Source organism: Xaviernesmea oryzae (assembly GCF_900109605.1).
Classification (GTDB): domain Bacteria; phylum Pseudomonadota; class Alphaproteobacteria; order Rhizobiales; family Rhizobiaceae; genus Xaviernesmea; species Xaviernesmea oryzae.
In genome coordinates this window covers 13926-36842 of record NZ_FOAM01000003.1, presented here as the reverse complement: position 1 = coordinate 36842, position 22917 = coordinate 13926, and the positions used below count along the sequence as shown (strand labels likewise).

21 protein-coding genes and 3 tRNA genes are annotated in these 22917 nt (G+C 63.2%); 22 read left to right on the top strand and 2 right to left on the bottom strand.

Going from position 1 to position 22917, the window contains the following annotated elements; translation table 11 throughout:
- Window positions 1–26 precede the first annotated feature (26 nt).
- Complete coding sequence (locus tag BMX61_RS03805; protein WP_075628923.1) at window positions 27–1301, top strand: metallophosphoesterase family protein; 1275 nt, start codon at window positions 27–29, stop codon at window positions 1299–1301.
- Window positions 1301–4831 carry an ATP-binding protein gene (locus BMX61_RS03800; protein WP_075628922.1) on the top strand — a complete coding sequence of 1177 codons (3531 nt, stop codon included), beginning with the start codon at window positions 1301–1303 and terminating at the stop codon, window positions 4829–4831. The genes BMX61_RS03805 and BMX61_RS03800 overlap by 1 nt, the downstream gene beginning before the upstream one ends.
- Before the next feature lie 71 nt (window positions 4832–4902).
- Here the strand turns inward: BMX61_RS03800 and BMX61_RS24245 are convergent, their stop codons facing one another.
- Window positions 4903–5328 carry a hypothetical protein gene (locus tag BMX61_RS24245; RefSeq protein WP_139198872.1) on the bottom strand — a complete coding sequence of 142 codons (426 nt, stop codon included), beginning with the start codon at window positions 5326–5328 and terminating at the stop codon, window positions 4903–4905.
- A 346-nt stretch (window positions 5329–5674) separates the two neighbouring features.
- Between BMX61_RS24245 and BMX61_RS03790 the strand changes: the two genes are divergently transcribed.
- Both BMX61_RS03790 and BMX61_RS03785 read left to right on the top strand, forming a co-directional pair.
- Window positions 5675–5941, top strand: coding sequence for a hypothetical protein (locus BMX61_RS03790; RefSeq protein ID WP_075628920.1), 267 nt, complete (start codon window positions 5675–5677; stop codon window positions 5939–5941).
- A gap of 7 nt (window positions 5942–5948) precedes the next feature.
- On the top strand, window positions 5949–6524 hold the full coding sequence (locus BMX61_RS03785) for a DUF4174 domain-containing protein (RefSeq protein WP_234794591.1): 576 nt from the start codon (window positions 5949–5951) through the stop codon (window positions 6522–6524).
- A 450-nt stretch (window positions 6525–6974) separates the two neighbouring features.
- Here the strand turns inward: BMX61_RS03785 and BMX61_RS03775 are convergent.
- Window positions 6975–7050, bottom strand: a tRNA-Val gene (locus BMX61_RS03775).
- Window positions 7051–7509: 459 nt separating this feature from the next.
- Here BMX61_RS03775 and BMX61_RS03770 point away from each other — a divergent pair.
- The 18 genes from BMX61_RS03770 (at window position 7510) to BMX61_RS03690 (ending at window position 22904) form a co-directional block, all read left to right on the top strand.
- Window positions 7510–7586: transfer RNA gene (locus BMX61_RS03770), tRNA-Asp, on the top strand.
- 59 nt (window positions 7587–7645) lie between these two features.
- Window positions 7646–7722: transfer RNA gene (locus BMX61_RS03765), tRNA-Asp, on the top strand.
- Between the two features lie 392 nt (window positions 7723–8114).
- Window positions 8115–8480: an NADH-quinone oxidoreductase subunit A gene (locus tag BMX61_RS03760; protein ID WP_075628919.1), complete on the top strand. Its 366-nt coding sequence runs from the start codon at window positions 8115–8117 to the stop codon at window positions 8478–8480.
- The gene (locus BMX61_RS03755) at window positions 8471–9049 is read left to right on the top strand and encodes a NuoB/complex I 20 kDa subunit family protein (protein ID WP_075628918.1); all 579 of its coding nucleotides are present in this window, start codon (window positions 8471–8473) and stop codon (window positions 9047–9049) included. The genes BMX61_RS03760 and BMX61_RS03755 overlap by 10 nt, the downstream gene beginning before the upstream one ends.
- A gap of 11 nt (window positions 9050–9060) precedes the next feature.
- Entirely contained in the window at window positions 9061–9666 is a 606-nt protein-coding gene (locus tag BMX61_RS03750; RefSeq protein ID WP_075628917.1) for an NADH-quinone oxidoreductase subunit C, read from the top strand.
- The gene (locus BMX61_RS03745; RefSeq protein WP_075628916.1) at window positions 9666–10121 is read left to right on the top strand and encodes a GFA family protein; all 456 of its coding nucleotides are present in this window, start codon (window positions 9666–9668) and stop codon (window positions 10119–10121) included. The genes BMX61_RS03750 and BMX61_RS03745 overlap by 1 nt, the downstream gene beginning before the upstream one ends.
- Window positions 10118–11308, top strand: coding sequence for an NADH-quinone oxidoreductase subunit D (locus BMX61_RS03740; RefSeq protein WP_075628915.1), 1191 nt, complete (start codon window positions 10118–10120; stop codon window positions 11306–11308). The genes BMX61_RS03745 and BMX61_RS03740 overlap by 4 nt, the downstream gene beginning before the upstream one ends.
- A complete protein-coding gene (locus BMX61_RS24590) occupies window positions 11308–11478 on the top strand; it encodes a hypothetical protein (RefSeq protein WP_170854897.1) in 171 nt (56 codons plus the stop codon). Before BMX61_RS03740 ends, BMX61_RS24590 begins: the two co-directional genes overlap by 1 nt.
- Window positions 11479–11494: 16 nt before the next feature.
- Window positions 11495–12298, top strand: a complete 804-nt coding sequence (gene nuoE / locus BMX61_RS03735) for an NADH-quinone oxidoreductase subunit NuoE (protein WP_075628914.1) — start codon at window positions 11495–11497, stop codon at window positions 12296–12298.
- Window positions 12299–12302: 4 nt separating this feature from the next.
- A complete protein-coding gene (nuoF, locus tag BMX61_RS03730; RefSeq protein WP_075628913.1) occupies window positions 12303–13607 on the top strand; it encodes an NADH-quinone oxidoreductase subunit NuoF in 1305 nt (434 codons plus the stop codon).
- 4 nt (window positions 13608–13611) lie between these two features.
- Window positions 13612–14442 (top strand): hypothetical protein, encoded by an 831-nt coding sequence (locus BMX61_RS03725; protein ID WP_083639560.1) that lies wholly within the window; start codon window positions 13612–13614, stop codon window positions 14440–14442.
- A gap of 86 nt (window positions 14443–14528) precedes the next feature.
- The gene (nuoG, locus tag BMX61_RS03720) at window positions 14529–16607 is read left to right on the top strand and encodes an NADH-quinone oxidoreductase subunit NuoG (RefSeq protein ID WP_075628912.1); all 2079 of its coding nucleotides are present in this window, start codon (window positions 14529–14531) and stop codon (window positions 16605–16607) included.
- 18 nt (window positions 16608–16625) lie between these two features.
- On the top strand, window positions 16626–17669 hold the full coding sequence (gene nuoH / locus BMX61_RS03715) for an NADH-quinone oxidoreductase subunit NuoH (RefSeq protein ID WP_075628911.1): 1044 nt from the start codon (window positions 16626–16628) through the stop codon (window positions 17667–17669).
- Window positions 17670–17736: 67 nt separating this feature from the next.
- On the top strand, window positions 17737–18228 hold the full coding sequence (nuoI, locus tag BMX61_RS03710) for an NADH-quinone oxidoreductase subunit NuoI (protein WP_075629191.1): 492 nt from the start codon (window positions 17737–17739) through the stop codon (window positions 18226–18228).
- Window positions 18229–18433: 205 nt separating this feature from the next.
- On the top strand, window positions 18434–19048 hold the full coding sequence (locus BMX61_RS03705; RefSeq protein ID WP_075628910.1) for an NADH-quinone oxidoreductase subunit J: 615 nt from the start codon (window positions 18434–18436) through the stop codon (window positions 19046–19048).
- 27 nt (window positions 19049–19075) lie between these two features.
- The gene (gene nuoK, locus BMX61_RS03700) at window positions 19076–19384 is read left to right on the top strand and encodes an NADH-quinone oxidoreductase subunit NuoK (RefSeq protein WP_075628909.1); all 309 of its coding nucleotides are present in this window, start codon (window positions 19076–19078) and stop codon (window positions 19382–19384) included.
- Window positions 19385–19392: 8 nt separating this feature from the next.
- Window positions 19393–21390, top strand: coding sequence for an NADH-quinone oxidoreductase subunit L (nuoL, locus tag BMX61_RS03695; RefSeq protein WP_075628908.1), 1998 nt, complete (start codon window positions 19393–19395; stop codon window positions 21388–21390).
- Window positions 21390–22904 (top strand): NADH-quinone oxidoreductase subunit M, encoded by a 1515-nt coding sequence (locus tag BMX61_RS03690; protein WP_075628907.1) that lies wholly within the window; start codon window positions 21390–21392, stop codon window positions 22902–22904. Before nuoL ends, BMX61_RS03690 begins: the two co-directional genes overlap by 1 nt.
- The last annotated feature ends 13 nt before the right edge of the window (window positions 22905–22917 follow it).

Below are 22917 nucleotides of genomic sequence, written 5' to 3'. Positions count from 1 at the left end.
CGGCCCCTCCGGGGGAGAAGGCCACCATGCCCTTTCGTTTCGTCCACACCGCCGATCTCCATCTCGATTCCCCACTTTCCAGTCTCGCGCTCAAGAATGCCGATCTATCCGATCTCGTGCGCGGCGCGACCCGCGCGGCGCTTTCGGCCATCGTCGATCTTTGCCTGGCCGAGGATGTCGATGCCCTGCTGATCGTCGGCGATCTCTATGACGGCGCGCAGACCTCGATGAACACGGCGCTGTTTCTATCGGCCGAGTTGCGTCGGCTGGACGCTCAGGGTATTCGCGTCTTTGTCATTCGCGGCAATCACGACTCCGCCTCCACGATCAAGCGCGAGTTGACCTTCCCCGATAATGTCCACCTCTTCAGCGGCAAGCAGCGCGCGGTTCAGGCTGCCACGCTTGCCAATGGCCGTCCGGTCTATGTGCATGGGGTCGGTTTCGACAATCCGCACGCGCCGGAGAGCCTGCTTCCGGGTTTCCAACCGCCTTTCGCCGATGCGATCAATATTGGCATGCTGCATACCAGCCTGGCCGGTGCGCCCGGCCATGACGCCTATGCACCCTGCTCGCTAAGCGAGCTGATCGGTCACGGCTTCGACTATTGGGCGCTCGGCCATGTGCATCTGCGCCAGGTTCATTGCGAAAAGCCGCTGATCGTCATGCCCGGCATGCCGCAAGGGCGCGACATCAACGAAGCCGGCGGCAAGTCGGTCACGCTGGTGACGGTGGGCGAGGACGGAACACTCACCCATGAGGAACGGCGCATCGGCACGGCGGCCTTCGAACGCATCTCGATCGACCTGACGGGCGTGGAAAGTTGGAGCGGTGCGCTCCAGGCAATAGGCCGAGCCCTGGATGCCGGGCGCCATCTGCATGCCGAAGGCCAGGTGATAGCCCGGCTGATGCTGAGCGGAGCGACACCACTCGCCGCCCGCTTGCGCCGCGATCCGGATTTTCTGCTGGGTGAGGCCGTCAATCTGGCCGCCAGCCGCAACGGCCTGTGGATCGAGACGGTCGAGGTCGCCTGCACCGGCGCCGGAGGGTCTAATTCCGTCGGCGCCGATCCGGTGGAGGAACTTGGCAGGCTGATGCGCGAGGATGTGCTCACCGCACCTGGCTTTCGCCGCGAGGTAGAGGTCCTGTTCGAGGATTTTCTCGGCCAGCTGCCCCGTGAGTTGCGTGAGCGCTTCGTGGCCGAGGAAGCGGCGGCGGCAGATCTCACGGCCATGCTGGCCATCCAGGGCGCAGAAGACGTTCTCGCCGCGCTTTCGGGCAGCGGCGTCGGTGAGCCTACCTGATGCGCCTCAATCGTCTCGATCTCGTCCGCTACGGCAAGTTCACCGACCGGCGCCTGGATTTCGGCACGCGCCGACAGGGCGCGGACCTGCACATCGTCTACGGCCCGAACGAGGCCGGCAAGTCGACGCTGTTCAACGGCTTTCTCGATCTTCTTTTCGGGATCGAGGCCCGTAGCGCCTATGGCTTCCTGCATCCCTATCCAGCCATGCGTGTCGGCGGCATTATCGAAACCGGTGTGGGCACGCAGGAGGTCTTCCGGGTCAAGCGGGCACAGAACACGCTGATCGATGCCGCCGACCGGCCTTTGCCCGATGGCCTCTTTGCCGCGGCGCTGGCGGGGATCGATCGCGACAGCTATCGCATGATGTTCTCGCTCGATGATGACACGATCGAGAAGGGCGGCGATGCTATTTTGAAGAGCGAGGGTGAACTCGGCACTCTGCTTTTTGCCGCGAGTGCCGGCCTGCCGGATACGGCCGCGGCGCTGGAAGCGCTGAAGAACGAGGCCGACAGCTTTTACAAGCCGCAGGGGCGCAAGCATCAGCTGGGCGAGCTGAAGGACCGGCTCGACCGGCTGCGCCAGGAAAAGACCGCGCTCGACGTTACCGCCCGCGCCTTCAAGGATCTGCGTCGCGACCGGGATGTGGCAACGGAGGCGCATGAGCGCGCCGTGGCTGCGCGCGCCAGCCTCCAGGCGGCGCTTGAGCACTGCCGGGCCGCCATCGATGCCATGCCGATCCTTGCCCGGTTGAAGGCCGGCCGGGAGGAGCTTGAGGCCTATGCCGAGCTTCCCGAGCCGCCGAGCCACTGGTTTTCGGAGCTTCCGGGCCTGCTGCGCGAGGAGGTGGCGCTGGCCACGCGCCTGGCGGAGAGCGAGGCAGCGCGCGCCCGGATCGAGGCGGCAATGGAGGGGCTGGTGCGCGACCCAGACGCCCTGAGCCTTGCCGCAGGCCTGGCTGCGCTCACGCAGGACAATCTCGATGCGCGCGAGCGTGCCGCCGCGCAAGACCTGCCGGTGCGTGTCAGCGAACGCCAGCGCGTGCTGGCCGACCTTTCGATCGTGCGCGCACGGCTGGGACTGGCTGAGGATGTGGCCGTGACACGGCTGATCGTGCCCGCCGCCGAGCTTGCCCGCCTGCAGGCGCTTGCCCGCCGCCATGCCCAGCTGGCCGAACGGGTGGCGGCCAGCGGACGCGAACTGACGGCTGCCGAGAAGGCCGTTCGGCAGGCGGTACAGAGCGGCAAGGATGAAACCGAGGCAGCCAGCGTGGATGACGAGCTGGTGGAGCGGCTGAAGCAGGCGCTGGCCGCCGCGCGCGCCAGCGATGCGCCACTGCGCCGACAGGAAGCCGAACGGCGGACGCAGACCGAGGGCGCGCAGCTTGCCGAGCGTTTGGCGGCGCTGTCGCCATTTGCCGGATCGCCGGAGGATCTGGCGGCTCTTGGCGTGCCCGCTGCCGAGGAGGTCGCCAGCTGGCGCCTGCGGACGGCGAGCCTGGAAGAAGAGCGTCTGAGGGTCGAGGCGCGTCTGGGGGACATCGATGCGGATCTCGCCGCCGACACGGCGCGCGCCGATGCGCTCGCCAGCCGTGGCGGACTGGTGGAGGATGAGGCGGCAGCGCGGCTGCGGGCAGCGCGCGAAGCCGCATGGCAAGCGCATGAAGATGCGCTTGACCGGCAGACTGCCACACGCTTCCGCGCCGCCTTGACCGAGGATGACGAGGCGGTTGCGGCTCGGCTTGCCCATGCTGCCGAGCTCTCGCGCCTGCGCGACCTGACGGAAGCCAAGCGGGACAAACAGGCCCGCCGCCAGGCTCTCCAGGATCGACTGGCGACCCTCCGGCAAGAGCAGGCGCGAATCGATGACGAGGTGGTGTCTGCCTGCAGCGCTTGCGGCCTGGATAAGCCTCTGCCGCCGGCACGGCTGGACGCATGGCTGATACGACGGGTGGAGGCGCTTGCCGCCCGCACCGCGCTGATTGACGCACGCCGCGCAGGGACGCAGGCCGCCCGGGAAGAGGACGGCCTGCGCGCCGCCCTGAGCGAGGCCTTGCTGCCGCTCCTGCTGCGTGCGGACTCACTGGGCGGGCAGGGTAGCCCGCTCGTACAGGATGCTCTGCCGTCGCGCTTCGACGCACTCTTGGCTTTTGCCGAGCGTCGCCTCGCTGCCGCGCAGGATAAAGCGCGGGACGAGAGGGCCGCACGCGAGGCGGCGGAAAGCGCGCGGGCGCTTCTGGAAAGCCGGCGGGAGGATCATGAGGCCGCCTCAGCCGAACAGGCACGCTGGGAGACTGATTGGCAGCGTGCGCTGGCCCAGGCTGCCGTTCTGGATTGGATCATGCCGGCTGGCGCCGAGCCGGGCGACGCGGCGGTTCCGCCGCCGGATCTGGTTCTGCCGCTGCTCGGCGTGCTGCAGGAGGCGGAGACGCTGGCCGTGAAGCTTGCCGATCTCGACCACCGGATTGCCGCCATGGAGGCCGATCGCGCCGCCTTCCGTGCGGCCGTGGCACGCCTGCAGCCGATGGGCCAAGGTGATGATCCGCTGAGCGTGCTCGACGCCTTGCGCCGCCGGCTGCAGGTCGCGCAGGAGGCCGAGCGTCTGGGCGAGCGTCTGGAGGAGGAGGCGCGGCGGCAGGAGGAGGCCGAAGCGCGGTTGCTGGAGGATCAGAATCGCCACGATGCGCTGAAGCGTGAGATGCTGCGCCTCTTCGATGCGGAAAGCCTGAGCGAGGTTGCGACCCGGCTGGACGCGGTCAAGACCCGCCATCATCTACGCCAGCGCCTCAGTGAGGCGGAAGGCGACCTCTGCCGGCGCCTGCAGGTGGATCGCCCTGAGGACGCCGAGGCGCAGCTGGAGGCGCTCGACAGGACGGCGCTTGCCGAAGAGCGCGCGGCGCTGGAGGTTCGTCTGGCCGATGCGGAGAGCGAGACGGGCGAGGCACTGGTTGCCCGGCGCGCGGCGGAAAAGGCGCTGGCGGCCGTTGCCGGCAGCGATGCCGCCGCGCATCTGGAGGAGCAGCGCCGGACCGTTCTGGCCGACATCGAGGCGAGGGCGCTGCGTTACCTGCGGCTGCGGGCCGGCATTCTGGCCGGCGAAGAGGCACTTCGCCTCTATCGCGAGCGCCACCGCAGCGCCATGCTGGCGCGCGCCTCGCAAGCGTTCAGTGCCATCAGCGGCGGCGATTATGAAGGGCTGGGCAGCGAAAGGGCCAAAGGCAAGGAGGTCCTGTTCGCGCGGGCTGCCGGAGGCGCCACGAAATTTGCCGAGGACCTGTCCAAGGGTACGCGCTTCCAGCTCTATCTGGCGCTGAGAATCGCTGGCTATCACGAGACCGCCGAACTGCGCGATCCCTTGCCCTTTATCGCCGACGACATCATGGAGACGTTTGACGACCGGCGGGCCGGCCACGCCTTCCGGTTGATGGGCGACATGGCGCTAAAGGGCCAGGTCATCTACCTGACGCATCACGAACATCTCTGCGAGATCGCGCGCTCTGTCTGCCCGGATGTGCAATTGCACAGGCTGTAAAACCTGCTTTCGGTGAATCTGGGAGCTTTTGCAGGTCTGGCCGGGTCGAGGGGCCTGGTCGGAACGTCGCGTCAGCCTTTGTTGTCAGCCTTCCGGTTTTCCTTCACCAGGGCATCGAGAAGCGCACGGTCGAAAATGCCTGCATCGAAGACATGCAGCCGCTGGCCAAGGCTTTCGCCATCCTCGCGGCAGTCCGCGATCAACTGGTCCAGGCTGCGTCCTTCCAAACGGGTTTCTTCGCTCTGCCTGCGGTCATTCATTTTATGAACCATGGCTTCGTCCCCCTCATGCATCGGACCGGAAAGTGGGAACCGGCTTCCGGGACAATCCGATGCTCCAGAATTGATGTGTCCGTTGAGACGGTCCAACCGCTGACCACATGTCAGTCCTGTCTCTGTCCGCTCATTGCCGAATCGATTGGGCGCATGAAGATCCTGCGAATCGCCAATGTCGCGCCCCCAAGCTTGCGCGAAGCTGGCGTCGGCAAGGCGCGCCACTCCGTCAAAGACCGCAGGGCAGCCTGCCCGAGGTCAGCGGATCGTCGCGGATGCGTGTGACGATGGGTCGAGCCCCTTCACCGTCACGATAAGCGCGATGGCGCAAAACACCTAACCAACTCTCCTCACGGACGCGTCATCGCCTGTTTGCGGCAATGCGCCAAAAGGATCGGCGAAACGTTTGCGCGACGCCGCAGGGCACGTGCCGACCTGCGCCTTGGTGCAGACGGAACAAAGCGCAGCGAGCGGTCGTTTGACCATCGGAAAACCATGACACACCGCCGTATGTCGGACGTGAACGCAGGCTGCGCTGGCGTCCTCATCACGACCATAAGGAAGCCTTCCGATGACGTCACCCGCCGCTGCTACCTCGATGCTGGCTGCCAGCGCCCGCGCTCAGGGCTGCGAGGAGGCGATTCGCCCCGCCTTCGAAAAACTCGTCGCTGATGGCACATTGCCTCTTGCAACTGCCATCGGCCCCGACCTGCCCCAGTCCGCTGACGCGCTGGTCAAAACGGCGCAAGCCGAGGGTTGGTCCCGCGATGAGGCGGAAGAGGCCATTCGAAATCTCGCCCATGAGCGTCTGGGTGCACAAGGCTCGGCGATAGACTGAGTTTGCTATGCCCGTCGCGACCATGCGGCTGATCAGGCTGGTCGGCCTGTTATCGCTGACGATGCCAGCGGCGGCTGTGTTCGGTACGCAGCAGACGTCCGCCGCCGTCGTGGGTATCGATGTACGGGTTCAGGAGCGCCCCATCAGGCAGAGGAGTGAAGACATGTTCAAATCGCTCGTAGCGGAAGTGTTGGGAGTCGGATCCGATCCGGTGGAAAGCGGCGCAAGCCTGCGGGATTTCGAGTGGAAATATCGGGTCATCGCGATCTTCGAAGATGACGACCACGTTCAGGCGACTGAGCAGGCGCGACGATTCCTGGCTGATCCGGAGGATCTGCGCTCGCGCGATCTCGTGTTGTTGTCTGTCGGGCGAGACCATGTACGCGCGTTGTTCGGCGCCGGCGACGCGCTCAGTGCCGAGGCCATCCGACAGGATCTCGATGTCGCGCCCGGCTTTTTCGGCCTGGCTTTGATCGGCAAGGACGGCACTGTTAAATTACTGATCGACCGACTGGTTGAGCCCAGCGATATTTTCGAACGGATCGACCAGATGCCGATGCGGCAGAACGAAATGCGCCATTGAATCGCAGATTCTAAGGAAAGGGACACAGCATGAGCCTGATCGAGGCCCAAATCCCAGGTGAACCGACGCCCAGCCCGACCCCTGGCGTTCCCCCCGCCGTCCCGCCCATGCCGCCAATCACCGAGCCGGAGCCAGATCGGCTTCCAGATGAGGCGCCGACCCCAAATCCGGATGAGAACGACGAGCCGCCGCTACAGGTTTAAACTTTCAAGGGCGAGAAACTCATCGGCCGTATACGCGACAGGGAAATTGTACGCGACAGAGGTATATTGCGCCAGCCGAACAGGTCCCTCTGTCGTGCCGCAAGGCAGACACGGTCAGTGCTAAGCAGCAACTTGCTCAAGGAAACAATCGGCCTTACTCGGGAAAGGTGAGGGATTTTCGCTAATCCCAAAAATGCATAAAGCCCTGTCATAACAGGGCCTTGAAGCATCATACACTAGGAAGATCTGGTGGGCGATGAGAGACTCGAACTCCCGACATCCTCGGTGTAAACGAGGCGCTCTACCAACTGAGCTAATCGCCCGCCGCGTTGGTGGCTGTGATCTATTCGACGGCAGAAAAAACCGCAAGAGGGGTTCGCTGCTTTTTATCATTTTTTTGACGTGGCCCTCACTGCCTGTGGACAAATGGAACGGTTGATGGGCTCCAACTGGAGTCGCGCCGGGATGCGGCTGCCTCCACAACGCGCCAATCGAGGCTCCGTCTTATGGACGTGCTCCTGACATCGCCGTCGCAGTAGACAAGGTTTACGGTGGGGCGGCACCGATCGAAGCCACAGCTGCCGGTACATCGCCATCCGCGATACGAGGCGGGATCGACCGGAAGCCCGGCGTGAAGATCTGTCGACGTCGCCCGTCACGATTTTGTCTTCAAAGTCGCTTGACACCGTCAGGGGAACGCCTTAGACAGCCGCTCATCGGGACAGCGGTGCTGCACCGGTCAGGAAGGGCTGAGCTAAATCTCTGTTTTTCTTGCTCAATGCGCGGGTGTAGCTCAGTCGGTTAGAGTGCCGGCCTGTCACGCCGGAGGTCGCGGGTTCGAGCCCCGTCACTCGCGCCATTTCTTTTCGGATCCAGTCTCTGGATCTTGTGTGGTCCTCATGGCCATGACGACAATACGCGGGTGTAGCTCAGTCGGTTAGAGTGCCGGCCTGTCACGCCGGAGGTCGCGGGTTCGAGCCCCGTCACTCGCGCCATGTCATCCATCTTCGCCAAGTCTATCCGCGCAGGATGCTGCGACCTGATGTCGCATCCTCAGATTGAATGTGCGGGCCTACGAGGCTCTTCATGGGCGGGCTCTGATGGCAATGTCTGCTGACGTACGGCCCGATTGCCGGCCCTTGAACTTCACCCCTCCAGCCATGACATGCGTAAGCATAAACTTCCCCTCTATGATGTGGCTGGTGCACATCGGCCCAGCTGGGTCGATCCACCGTTCAGATGCGGCGTTAAAACCCGACGCGAGACTTGCGCGGGGGCAGCGGCTGCGGTAACGACGGGGCGTTGCAACATCATCTTTCGGCCTTGCGGTCTCCTTGAGGATTTGGCGCCATCTGGCGTTTTCCCCGCGGGCAGGGACACACAGACAATGACAGACCTTCTTGGTTCCTATATCCCGATTGCCATCTTCATTGGCATATCGCTGGTGATCGGTCTTGCGCTTCTCGTCGCGCCTTTCGCCGTGGCCTTCAAGGCGCCCGACTCGGAGAAGCTTTCCGCTTATGAATGCGGCTTCAACGCGTTCGACGATGCGCGCATGAAGTTCGACATTCGCTTCTATCTGGTGTCCATCCTGTTCATCATTTTCGATCTGGAAGTTGCCTTCCTCTTTCCCTGGGCTGTGGCCTTCAAGGGCATGGGCTGGTTTGGCTTCTGGTCGATGATGGTGTTCCTCGGTGTCCTCACCGTCGGCTTCATCTATGAATGGAAGAAGGGAGCGCTCGAATGGGAGTAGCAACCGGCAACACGCTCGTCGCACAGCAGCCGAAGGGGATTATCGATCCCAATACCGGCAAGCCTGTCGGCAGCGACGACGCATTCTTCGGCGAGATTAACAACGAACTCGCCGACAAGGGTTTTCTGGTCACCTCGACCGACGAACTGATCAACTGGGCCCGCACGGGCTCGCTGATGTGGATGACCTTCGGTCTGGCCTGCTGCGCCGTCGAGATGATGCAGCTATCCATGCCGCGTTACGATGTCGAGCGCTTCGGTTTCGCGCCGCGCGCCAGCCCGCGCCAGTCCGACGTCATGATCGTCGCCGGCACGCTGACCAACAAGATGGCGCCTGCTCTGCGCAAGGTCTATGACCAGATGCCGGAGCCCCGCTACGTCATCTCCATGGGCTCCTGCGCCAATGGCGGCGGCTATTATCACTATTCCTACTCGGTGGTGCGCGGCTGCGATCGCGTCGTTCCGGTGGATATCTACGTGCCGGGCTGTCCTCCCACGGCAGAAGCGCTGCTTTACGGCGTGCTTCTGCTGCAGAAGAAGATCCGCCGCACGGGCACGATCGAGCGCTAGGGGCTGGAACAATGATCGAAGCTTTGAACGATCTGGCCGGCACGATCCGCGAGGCGCTGGGCGAGCGGGTGCTTTCGGCCAATATCGCCTTTGGCGATTTGACTGTGGTGACCACGCGTGACGCGATCATCCCGGTGCTGACCTTCCTGCGCGACGATCCGCGCTGTCGGTTCGTAAACTTCGTCGATATCTGCGGCGTCGACTGGCCGCAGCGCGCAGAGCGCTTCGACGTCGTGTATCACCTGCTGTCGCCGACCAGAAACCTGCGCGTGCGCGTCAAGGTCTCGACCGGTGAGGACGAGCCGGTGCCGTCGGCAACCGCAGTCTATCCCGGTGCCGACTGGTTCGAGCGCGAGGCCTATGACCTCTACGGCATTCTCTTCACCGGCCATCCGGACCTGCGCCGCATCCTGACGGACTATGGCTTCGAAGGCTATCCGCTGCGCAAGGACTTCCCGATGACGGGCTATGTCGAAGTGCGCTATGATGACGAAGCCAAGCGCGTCGTTTACGAGCCTGTGGCGCTGCGTCAGGAGTTCCGCAATTTCGATTTCCTCTCGCCCTGGGAAGGAACGGATTACGTTCTTCCCGGTGATGAAAAGGCCAAAGCCAACTGATGAGCGAGGCGCGCGACAGGGCGGAGCGGTCCGGCAAATGTCTGTGCGGTGCGGTGCGGTTCACGCTTCGTGCCGATACAGGTCTGCATGCCTGCCACTGTGCCACCTGTCGGCGGTGGACCGGCGGTGCCTTCATGGTTCTGCCATGCGAGGCGCCGGTCTTTGCTGATCAGGCAGCGCTCAAGGCCTATACCTCGTCGGACTGGGCCGAGCGCCTGTTCTGCGGCGAATGCGGGTCGAGCCTGTTCTGGCGCATGCGCGATGGACGCCACTGGACGGTGTCTGCCCATGCGCTCGACGATCAAACGGATGTGCGCTTCAAGGCGCAGGTCTTCATAGACGAAAAGCCTGACTTCTACGCCTTCGCCAACACGACGACGATGATGACCGGGGCCGAAGTGGTCGCGGCATTTTCCGGCGATCAGCAGCCCGAACACCGGGACGGTTCAAGATGAACGAACATAATATCCGCAATTTCAACATCAACTTCGGCCCGCAGCATCCGGCCGCCCACGGCGTTCTGCGCCTGGTGCTGGAGCTGGACGGTGAAATCGTCGAGCGCGTCGATCCCCATATCGGCCTGCTTCACCGCGGCACCGAGAAGCTGATCGAGGCCAAGACCTATCTGCAGGCCGTGCCCTATTTCGACCGGCTCGACTATGTCGCGCCGATGAATCAGGAGCACGCCTTCGCGCTCGCCGTCGAACGGTTGACGGGAACCGAAGTTCCGATCCGCGGGCAGCTGATCCGCGTTCTCTATTCCGAAATCAGCCGCATCCTGTCGCATCTGCTCAACGTCACCACGCAGGCCATGGACGTGGGCGCGCTGACGCCGCCGCTCTGGGGCTTCGAAGAGCGCGAAAAGCTGATGGTGTTCTATGAGCGGGCCTCCGGCGCGCGCATGCATGCCGCCTATTTCCGCCCCGGCGGCGTCCATCAGGACCTGCCGCACCAGCTCGTCGAGGATATCGGCAAGTGGCTCGACCCGTTCCTCAAGACGCTCGACGACATCGATACGCTCCTGACAGGCAACCGCATCTTCAAGCAGCGCAACGTCGATATCGGCGTGGTGTCTCTGGATGACGCATGGGCCTGGGGGTTCTCGGGCGTTATGGTGCGTGGCTCCGGCGCGGCATGGGATCTGCGCAAATCGCAGCCTTATGAATGCTACGCCGATCTCGATTTCGACATTCCGATCGGCAAGAACGGCGACTGCTACGACCGCTACCTGATCCGCATGATCGAGATGCGCGAATCGGTGAAGATCATGCGCCAATGCGTCAACCGCCTGCTGGGCGATGCCAAGACCGGACCGGTCTCCTCGCTCGACGGCAAGATGGTTCCGCCGAAGCGTGGCGAGATGAAGCGCTCGATGGAAGCGTTGATCCACCACTTCAAGCTCTATACCGAGGGCTACCATGTGCCCGAGGGCGATGTGTATGCCGCTGTGGAAGCGCCCAAGGGCGAATTCGGCGTCTATCTCGTCTCCGACGGCACCAACAAGCCTTACCGCTGCAAGATCCGCGCGCCAGGCTACGCGCATCTCCAGGCGATGGATTACATCTGTCGGGGGCACCAGCTGGCCGACGTTTCGGCCATTCTCGGCTCGCTCGATATCGTCTTCGGCGAGGTCGACCGCTGATGCGCCCTCGTTCCGTTGCCGCGCGCCGCTTCGTCCTGCAGGCGCTCGATCGGCTCTTGGCCGAAGCTGCTGACAGCAGCCAGAATTCCGACGCGGCAGCCAGCCGCGCCAGCAACGCCGCCGGCCCCTTCGCTCTCGTGAGCGCTGCGACGGCCGGATCGAGAAACTGATGAAGGTGCGGGAAGAATGTCTGTTCGTCGACTAGCCGAGGAAAGCCTCCAGCCGCAGGGTTTCTCCTTCAGTGCGGACAATGCCGTCTGGGCCGAAGCCACGATTCGCAAATATCCCGAAGGACGCCAGCAATCGGCGGTGATTCCACTTCTGATGCGCGCGCAGGAACAGGACGGCTGGGTGACCAAGGCCGCTATCGAACATGTCGCGGACATGCTCGGCATGCCCTATATCCGCGTCCTCGAAGTGGCGACCTTCTACACGCAGTTTCAGCTCAAGCCGATCGGCACCCGGGCACATGTCCAGGTCTGCGGCACCACGCCCTGCATGCTGCGCGGGTCTGAAGCGCTGATCGATCTCTGCCGCCATCGCATCCATCATGATCCCTTGACGCCGAATGCAGCCGGCACGCTGTCTTGGGAAGAGGTGGAGTGTCAGGGCGCCTGCGTCAATGCACCGATGGTGATGATCTTCAAGGATTCCTACGAGGATCTGACCGTCGAAGCGCTCGAAGAGATCATCGATCGTTTCGAAGCGGGCGAGGGTGCTTCGGTCAAGCCGGGTCCGCAGATCGAGCGCATCTATTCTGCGCCCGAGGGTGGCCTGACGACGTTGACGGAGGCGCCGACGTCCAGCGCCGGCTCTTCCGCCCAGGGCAGCGCCCAGCCGGGCGTCAGCCTGCCGCCGGCCAATGCCGGCCGCGCCAATGCCGATGCGGAGGAGACCGATCCGAAGCTGAAGACGCCGGCCACCGACAAGCAAGGTGCCAAGGCAAGCGCTGATGTCTCCGGCGAGAACGCCGACAAGGCCAAGGAATAAGCCCATGCTGCAGGATCAGGATCGCATCTTTACGAACCTCTACGGCCTTCACGACAAGTCGCTGAAGGGCGCCATGAGCCGCGGCCACTGGGACGGCACCAAGCAGATCCTCGAAAAGGGTCGCGACTGGATCATCAACGAGATGAAGGCCTCCGGCCTGCGCGGCCGCGGCGGCGCCGGCTTCCCAACCGGCCTGAAGTGGTCCTTCATGCCGAAGGAAAGCGACGGGCGCCCGCATTATCTCGTCGTCAACGCCGATGAGTCGGAGCCTGGCACCTGCAAGGACCGTGACATCATGCGCCACGATCCGCACACGCTGATCGAGGGCTGCCTGATCGCGAGCTTCGCCATGGGCGCGCACACCGCCTATATCTATGTGCGCGGCGAATATATGCGCGAGCGCGAGGCACTGCAGCGCGCCATCGACGAATGCTACGATGCGGGCCTGCTGGGCAAGAACAACAAGCACGGCTGGGACATGGACATTTTCGTCCATCACGGCGCCGGCGCCTACATTTGCGGCGAGGAAACGGCGCTGCTCGAAAGCCTTGAGGGCAAGAAGGGCCAGCCGCGCCTGAAGCCGCCATTCCCGGCCAATATGGGCCTGTATGGTTGCCCGACCACGGTCAACAACGTCGAGTCGATCGCCGTCGCGCCAACCATCCTGCGCCGTGGCGCCGGCTGGTTCTCTGCCATCGGCCGGCCGAACAATGTCGGTACGAAGCTGTTCATGGTCTCCGGCCACGTCAACCGTCCCTGCACGGTCGAAGAAGCCATGGGCATTCCCTTCCGCGAACTTATCGAGCGACACTGCGGCGGCATTCGCGGCGGTTGGGACAATCTGCTTGCAGTCATTCCTGGTGGCTCGTCCTGCCCGGTGGTCAAGGCCGCCGACATGATCGACGCGCCGATGGATTTCGACGGCATGCGCGACGTCAAGTCGTCCTTCGGCACGGCCGCCGTCATCGTCATGGACAAGTCGACGGATATCATCAAGGCGATCTGGCGGCTGGCGGCTTTCTACAAGCATGAGAGCTGTGGCCAGTGCACGCCGTGTCGCGAAGGCACGGGCTGGATGATGCGCGTGATGGAGCGCATGGTTCAGGGTCGCGCGCAAAAGCGTGAGATCGACATGCTGTTCGACGTGACCAAGCAGGTGGAGGGTCATACCATCTGCGCGCTTGGGGACGCGGCCGCTTGGCCGATCCAGGGTCTGATCCGCAATTTCCGTCCGGAAATGGAAAAGCGGATCGACGAGTTCACCCGGAACGCGACCCCTCATGGGGCGGTGATGCAGGCAGCGGAGTAAGGCGATGGCCAAGGCCGGTGAGGACAAGGAACAGCAAGCCGGTCGGGCGGGCGATGATCTTCCCCCGGGCCAGGAATCGCTGAATGCCGCGCAAGTGAACCAGGATATCTCCGCCTTGGCCGATTGGCTGAAGCAGATGCCGAGCCTGCAGATGTCGCCGCTGATGCAAAATCCCGTGGCCGCCTTCGCGGCGGCCACTGCTGTCGGTCTCGGCGTCACCAGCCAGCTTGCCGGGCTGATGATGGGCGCGATCCAGGGCATGACCGAACCGAGCCGCCGTGCGGCTTCGGCAAGTGCGAGACAGGCCCCCGCCGAGCCCGAGCAGACCGCTTCTGATGCCGTTGGAGCTGCCGAAGAGGTGGCTGCTGACGGCGTGGTAGCGGATCAGGCAGCCGAGGATGCGGTCGCGCCTGTCGCAGTGCCGGCGTCGGAGGCCGTTTCGGACGCGCCGACGCAGGCTTCTGCGCCCGCGGCAGAGACCGTTGCGGTGCCGAAGTCTAGCCGGGCAAAGCCTGTTTCGGCAGGGTCGGCGGCGAAAGCCGCGTCAGCCAAGACGGCCTCTGACAGTCCCGCTGTGGACAAAGGGGCTCCGGCCAAGACGACCTCGCCAGCCCGCCGACGCGGCGCCAAGGGCGGAGCCGATGACCTGAAGCGGATTTCGGGGATCGGTCCGAAGCTTGAGCAGGTTCTGAATGGCCTGGGCGTTACGCGCTATGCCGAAATTGCCGGCTGGAGCGAAGACGATGTGACGCGTGTCGATGCGCAGCTCGGTGTATCCGGTCGGATCGTGCGGGACCGCTGGGTCGAGCAGGCCCGGGCGCTGATAAAGAATTAAGGATTTGTCGGGCCTTTGACGAGGCGGGCAAGGGTGGGTTGGCCGGCGGACGAGCGGGCGAACGAAGCACAGGATCAAATACGAAAATGGCCAAGCTGAAAGTCGACGGAAAAGAAATCGAGGTTCCGGATCACTTCACGCTGCTGCAGGCGTGCGAGGAAGCCGGCGCCGAAGTTCCGCGCTTCTGTTTCCATGAGCGGCTGTCGGTCGCCGGCAACTGCCGTATGTGTCTGATCGAGGTCAAGGGCGGCCCGCCAAAGCCGGCGGCCTCCTGCGCCATGGGCGTGCGCGACCTGCGCCCCGGCCCGAATGGCGAGGCGCCTGAGGTTTTCACCACCACCCCGATGGTGAAGAAGGCCCGCGAAGGCGTGATGGAATTCCTGCTGATCAATCATCCGCTGGATTGCCCCATCTGCGACCAAGGCGGCGAATGCGACCTGCAGGACCAGGCCATGGCCTTCGGCGTCGATTCCACGCGATACAATGAGAACAAGCGCGCCGTCGAAGACAAATATATCGGCCCGCTGGTGAAGACGGTGATGAACCGGTGCATTCACTGCACACGCTGCGTCCGCTTCACCACCGAAGTGGCCGGCATTGCCGAGCTCGGCCTGATCGGCCGCGGCGAGGATGCCGAGATCACCACCTATCTCGAACAGGCAATGACCTCGGAGCTTCAGGGCAATGTGGTCGATCTCTGCCCCGTCGGCGCGTTGACATCGAAGCCCTACGCTTTTCACGCGCGCCCTTGGGAACTCGGCAAGACCGAATCGATCGACGTGATGGACGCGCTCGGCTCGGCCATCCGCGTCGATACGCGTGGCCGCGAGGTGATGCGCATCATGCCGCGTGTCAATGAAGAGATCAACGAGGAGTGGATCTCCGACAAGACCCGCTTTATCTGGGACGGGCTGAAGACCCAGCGTCTGGACCGCCCCTACGTCAAGAAGGACGGCCGCCTGCAGCCGGCAACCTGGTCGGAGGCTTTTGCTGCCATCAAGGCCGCCGTCTCCGGCGCGCAACCTCAGCGCATCGGCGCGATTGCCGGCGATCTGGCATCGGTGGAAGAAATTTATGCGCTGAAGCGTCTGATGGCCGCACTGGGCAGCACCGATATCGACTGCCGCCAGGACGGCGCTGCACTCGATCCCTCGCTCGGCCGGGCCAGCTACCTCTTCAACCCGACCATCCTGGGGATCGAGCAGGCCGACGCGGCGCTGATTATCGGCGCCAATCCGCGCTACGAGGCGTCGGTTCTCAATGCGCGCCTGCGCAAGCGCTTCCGTCAAGGCAATTTCCCGATCGGCGTGATCGGCGAAGCCACCGAACTGCGCTACGACTACAGCTATCTGGGCGCGGGCACGGACACGCTGGCCGATCTGGTTGCCGGCAATGGCAGCTTCCTTGACGTGCTGAAGAACGCCAAGCGCCCGCTCGTGATTATCGGCCAAGGCGCTCTGGCAGGGGAGGGCGGCGCCGCCGTTCTCGCCCAGGCCGCAAAGCTGGCAGCCGCGGTCGGTGCCGTTACGGCAGAGTGGAACGGCTTTGCCGTTCTGCACACGGCGGCGTCTCGCGTTGGGGCGCTCGATCTCGGTTTCGTTCCGGCCGAGGCCGGCCGCACGGCGGCCGACATCGTCGCGTCGAGCCAGGTGCTGTTCCTGCTCGGCGCGGATGAAGTCGATCTGACGCGCAAGAGCGGCTTTACCGTTTATATCGGCTCGCATGGCGACAACGGCGCGCATGTCGCCGATGTGATCCTGCCCGGCGCGGCCTATACCGAAAAGTCTGGCACCTGGGTAAACACCGAGGGCCGCGTGCAGATGGGCAACCGGGCAGGCTTTGCGCCGGGCGATGCACGCGAAGACTGGGCGATTCTGCGCGCGCTGTCTGACGTGCTGGGCAAGCGTCTGCCGTTCGACTCGCTCGCCGAGCTGCGTCGCAAGCTCTATGGCGATTACCCGCATTTCGCCGACATCGACGCGATCGCGGCGAGCGCTCCGGGCGAAATCGAAGCGCTTGCACAAAAAGCCGGTGCGATGGCGAAATCGGCGTTTGCGTCGCCGGTGAAAGACTTCTATTTGACGAACCCGATCGCGCGCGCGTCGGCCGTCATGGCCGAATGTTCGGCCCTGGCGCGAAACAATTTCAAGGCCGCGGCGGAATAAGCGCGGGGGAATAGGACCATGGACGGCTTTTTCTCGACCTATGTATGGCCGGCGGCCATCATGATCGGCCAGACGCTTCTGCTTCTGGTCGCTCTGCTCATCTTCATCGCCTATATCCTGCTCGCAGACCGCAAGATCTGGGCGGCGGTTCAGCTGCGCCGCGGGCCCAATGTCGTCGGCCCCTTCGGCCTGTTCCAGTCCTTCGCCGACCTTTTGAAGTTCGTCGTCAAGGAGCCGGTGATTCCGGCAAGCGCCAACAAGGTGCTGTTCCTGCTGGCGCCGCTCGTCACCGTGACGTTGGCGCTGGCAGCCTGGGCGGTGGTGCCACTCAATGAAAATTGGGTCATCGCCAATATCAATGTCGGCATCCTCTATGTGCTCGCGATTTCCTCGCTGGAAGTCTACGGCATCATCATGGGTGGCTGGGCGTCGAACTCGAAATATCCCTTCCTCTCGGCCCTGCGTTCGGCAGCGCAGATGGTGTCGTACGAAGTCTCGATCGGCTTCGTCATTGTCACCGTCCTGCTGTGCGTCGGCTCGCTGAACCTGACGGATATCGTCAATTCGCAGCGCGATGGTCTGGGCACCATGATCGGGCTTCCGGGTTCGTTCCTGGACTGGTACTGGCTGCCGCTGTTCCCGATGTTCATCGTGTTCTTCATCTCGGCGCTCGCAGAAACCAACCGCCCGCCCTTCGACCTCGTCGAAGCGGAATCGGAGCTGGTGGCCGGCTTCATGGTCGAATATGGCTCGACGCCATATATGATGTTCATGTTGGGCGAATATGCGGCCATCTGTCTGATGTGCGCGCTGACCACGATTCTCTTCCTCGGGGGCTGGCTGCCGCCGGTTGACGTCTGGTTCCTGAACTGGGTGCCCGGCATCATCTGGTTCGTGCTGAAGGCGACGCTGGTGTTCTTCATGATCGCCATGGTGAAAGCCTTCGTGCCCCGCTACCGTTACGACCAGCTGATGCGGCTGGGCTGGAAGGTCTTCCTGCCCCTCTCGCTCGTGATGGTCTTCCTTGTTGCCGTGACGCTGAAGCTTGGCGGGTGGGCCTGATGGCCCGCTTGCCCCTCGCGGCCTATTTTGCCGGACGCGTCAGCGCCGGATGCTTTGGAGGTTGATGATGGCCGGTCTTTCCCAAGCCGCCAGTTCCCTGTTCCTGAAAGAGTTCGTCGGCGCCTTCTTTCTGTCGATGCGCTACTTCTTCAAGCCGAAGGCGACGGTGAACTACCCCTATGAAAAGGGGCCGGTCAGCCCACGCTTTCGCGGCGAACACGCGCTTCGTCGTTATCCCAATGGCGAAGAGCGCTGCATTGCCTGCAAGCTGTGCGAGGCGATCTGTCCCGCGCAGGCGATCACCATCGAAGCCGGCCCGCGCCGCAACGACGGCACCCGCCGCACGGTGCGCTACGATATCGATATGGTGAAGTGCATCTATTGCGGCTTCTGCCAGGAAGCTTGCCCCGTCGATGCGATCGTGGAAGGTCCGAACTTCGAGTTCTCGACCGAGACCCGCGAAGAGCTTTATTACGACAAGGCCAAGCTTCTCGACAACGGCGACCGTTGGGAGCGCGAAGTGGCGCGCAACATCGGCATGGATGCGCCCTACCGCTAAGAGCGGCGCGACCGCTGGTTCATGAGGCGGCCGCAGGTTTGAACGCAAGCCGGGGCATCGGGCTCCGGCCGCGCCGTGAGGTCAGGTAGGCGGGCAGAGCTCGCCGGGCTTCATGGCGGGGTTGAACGTTTGCAGCAGGTTAAGCGCATTTCCTCAGAAATGGCGCGAGACCTCGGCTGCGGGGGAAGACGAAAAGGCACCGGTCATGGGTCTGCAGACTCTCTTTTTCTATCTATTCGCCTTTATCGCCGTCGCGTCGGCGTTCATGGTGGTTTCGGCGCGGAACCCGGTCTATTCGGTTCTGTTTCTCATTCTCACCTTCTTCAACGCTGCCGGGCTCTTCCTGCTCACAGGCGCCGAGTTCCTGGCGATGATCCTCCTCGTCGTCTATATCGGCGCGGTCGCGGTGCTCTTCCTCTTCGTGGTCATGATGCTCGACGTCGACTTCGCGCAGATGAGGGCCGGCGTTCTGGAATATGCGCCCATCGGTGCCCTGGTCGGCCTCATCCTCGCGGCCGAGCTGATCATCGTGGTGGCTGGCAGTGTATTCTCGCCGGAGATTGCCAAGACCGTGCCGATGCCGATCCCCGCTCTCAGCCAGCGGACCAATACGGCCGCTCTCGGCGACGTCATCTACACCCATTACATCTACTTCTTCCAGATCGCCGGGCTCGTGCTCTTCGTCGCCATGATCGGCGCGATCGTGCTCACGCTCCGCCATCGCCCGAACATCAAGCGCCAGAATATCTCGCAGCAGGTTGGCCGCACGCCCGAAACCGCCGTCCAGGTGGTCAAGGTGCGGCCCGGCCAAGGCTTGTGACGCGCGAGCCCGAGGACAGATAAAGCCATGGAAATCGGCATCTCCCATTATCTCACCGTCAGCGCCATCCTCTTCACGCTGGGCGTTTTCGGCATCTTCCTCAACCGCAAGAACATCATCGTCATCCTGATGTCGGTGGAGCTCATCCTGCTCGCGGTGAACATCAATATGGTGGCCTTCTCCGCCTTTCTCAATGACCTCACGGGTCAGGTCTTCGCGCTGTTCATTCTAACAGTGGCGGCGGCTGAAGCGGCGATCGGCCTTGCAATTCTCGTCGTCTTCTACCGCAACCGCGGCTCGATCGCGGTCGAAGACGTCAACATGATGAAGGGCTGATCTGGGCCATGGAAACGATTATCAAAGCCATTGTCTTCCTGCCGCTGATCGGCTTCCTGACGGCCGGCCTGTTCGGCCGCTCGATCGGCGCCAAGGCCTCCGAATATGTCACGACGGGTCTGATGATCCTCGTGGCCGTCTTCTCGTGGATCATTTTCTTCCATGTCGCGCTCGGCGAAACGGAACTGCTGCGGGTCCATGTGCTGCGCTGGATCCAGACAGGCGGTTTCGATACCGAATGGTCGTTCCGCGTGGATACGTTGACGGCCGTCATGTTCGTGGTGGTCAACACGGTGTCGTGCCTCGTGCACCTCTACTCAATCGGCTACATGCACCACGATCCGCACCGGCCGCGCTTCTTCGCCTATCTCTCGCTCTTCACCTTCGCCATGCTGATGCTGGTGACGTCAGACAATCTGCTGCAGATGTTCTTCGGCTGGGAAGGCGTGGGTCTGGCATCCTATCTGCTGATCGGCTTCTGGTACCAGAAGCCCTCGGCCAGCGCCGCCGCCATGAAGGCCTTCATCGTCAACCGCGTGGGCGATTTCGGTTTCATCCTCGGCATTTTCGGCATCTTCGTCCTGTTCGGCTCGGTCAGTTTCGAAACGATCTTCGCTGCCGCCAAGACCTATCTGCCAGCCGAAGGCGCGTCTGCCTCCGTCGAGCCTGTGATCACGCTCTTCGGCATGCATCTCGATCGCGCCCATGCTGTCACCGGCATCTGCCTGCTGCTGTTCCTCGGCGCGATGGGCAAGTCGGCGCAGTTCCTGCTGCACACCTGGCTTCCCGACGCGATGGAAGGTCCGACCCCGGTTTCGGCGCTCATCCACGCCGCGACCATGGTCACCGCCGGCGTCTTCCTCGTTGCGCGCATGTCGCCGCTGTTCGAACTGAGCACGGATGCCCGCACGGTCGTCGTCCTCGTCGGTGCGATCACGGCTTTCTTTGCCGCGACCGTCGGCCTCGTGCAGAACGACATCAAGCGCGTCATCGCCTATTCGACCTGCTCGCAGCTCGGCTACATGTTCGTCGCGCTCGGCATCGGCGCCTATGGCGCCGCCGTCTTCCACCTGTTCACGCATGCTTTCTTCAAGGCACTTCTGTTCCTCTGCGCCGGTTCGGTCATCCACGCTGTGGATGGCGAGCAGGACATGCGCCACATGGGCGGGCTGCGTAAGCATATCCCGATCACCTATTGGATGATGTTCATCGGCACGATCGCGCTCACCGGCGTCGGCATTCCCGGCACGATGATCGGTACCGCCGGCTTCTTCTCCAAGGACGTGATCATCGAATCCGCCTATGCCTCGCATAATGCGCTTTCGGGCTTTGCCTTCACCCTTCTCGTGGTTGCCGCCTGCTTCACCAGCTTCTACTCCTGGCGCCTGGCCTTCATGACCTTCCATGGCAAGCCGCGCGCCTCGCACGAGGTGATGCACCATGTGCACGAAAGCCCGATGGTGATGCTTGTGCCGCTCTTCATCCTGGCTGTCGGCGCGCTTCTCGCCGGTGCGCTCTTCGAAGGCCATTTCTTCGGCCACGAATATGCGGAGTTCTGGCAGGGCGCGTTGTTCACGCTGCCGGAGAACGAGCTTCTGGAAGAGTTCCACCATGTGCCCGCGCTCGTGAAGTGGAGCCCTTTCATCGCCATGGCGCTCGGCCTGTTCACCGCCTGGTACATGTACATCCACTCGCCCGAGACCCCGAAGGCGCTCGCTCGCCAACATCGCGGCCTCTACGAATTCCTGCTCAACAAGTGGTATTTCGACGAGCTCTATGACCGGATCTTCGTTCGTCCGGCCAAGTGGATCGGCACCTTCCTGTGGAAGGAAGGCGATGGCCGCGTCATCGATGGCTTCGGCCCGAACGGCGTTGCCGCGCGTGTCCTGGACGTCACCGACCGCGTCGTGCGTCTGCAGACCGGCTATCTCTACCACTATGCCTTCGTGATGCTCATCGGCGTCGCGGCCCTCGTTACCTGGATGATGCTGGGGAGTTCCCTGTGATGACCGATTGGCCCATTCTCTCGACGGTCACCTTCCTGCCGCTCGTGGGCGTCGCGCTGCTGTTTCTGACCAATGATGCGAGCCCGGCCGGCCGTCGCAATGTGCTGAACATTGCGCTGGCCACCACAGTGGTCACGTTCCTCGTCTCGCTCTTCGTCTGGATCGGCTTCGACAACAGCAATCCCGGCTTCCAGATGGTCGAAAAGCATGCCTGGCTCGGCACCGGCATTTCCTACCATCTTGGCGTCGACGGCATCTCGATGCTCTTCGTCATCCTGACCACCTTCCTCATGCCCTTTTGCGTGCTGGCGAGCTGGCAGTCGGTGGAAAAGCGCATCAAGTCCTACATGATCGCTTTCCTGCTTCTGGAAATCGTCATGGTCGGCGTCTTCGTCGCGCTCGACATCGTGCTGTTCTACGTCTTCTTCGAAGCAACGCTGATCCCGATGTTCGTGATCATCGGCGTGTGGGGCGGCAAGGATCGCGTCTATGCGAGCTACAAGTTCTTCCTCTACACGCTGCTCGGCTCGGTGCTGATGATGCTCGCCATCATGGCGATGTATTGGCAGGCCGGCACGACCGACATGACCGAGCTTCTGAAGTTCGGCTTCCCGGCCGGCATGCAGACCTGGTTGTGGCTCGCCTGCTTCGCCGCCTTCGCCGTGAAGATGCCGATGTGGCCGGTTCACACCTGGTTGCCCGACGCGCACGTACAGGCACCGACCGCTGGCTCCGTCATTCTGGCGGGCGTCATGCTGAAGCTCGGCGGCTACGGCATGGTGCGCATCTCGCTCGGCATGCTGCCGCTGGCCTCCGCGCATCTCGCGCCGCTGGTCTTCACGCTCTCCGTCGTTGCCATCATCTACACCTCGCTGGTGGCGATGATGCAGCAGGACATCAAGAAACTGATCGCCTACTCCTCGGTCGCCCACATGGGCTATGTTACGATGGGCATCTTCGCGGCCAACATGCAGGGCGTGCAGGGCGCGCTGTTCCAGATGCTGTCGCACGGCATCGTTTCCTCGGCGCTCTTCCTCTGCGTCGGCGTGGTCTATGACCGGTTGCATACCCGCGAGATCTCGGCCTATGGCGGTCTCGTCAACAACATGCCGAAATATGCCGTGGCCTTCATGGTCTTCACCATGGCCAATGTCGGCCTGCCCGGCACCTCCGGCTTCGTCGGCGAAGTCACCACGCTGCTCGGCGCCTTCCGCGCCAACACCTGGGTGGCACTCTTCGCCGCAACGGGCGTCATTCTCTCCGCGGCTTATGCGCTGTGGCTCTATCGCCGCGTGATCTGGGGCGCGCTGGAGAAGGATAGCCTGAAGTCGCTGCTCGATCTGTCGGCCCGCGAGAAGGTCATCCTCTATCCGCTGGTCGTGCTCACCATCTTCTACGGTGTCTATCCCGCGCCGATTTTCGACGCGACGGCGGCCTCCGTGGAGCAATTGGTCAATACCTATAATGCGGCGCTGTCTGCAGCGCCCACCGTCGCCGCGGCGACGACGAACTGACGACGGGGCAGGG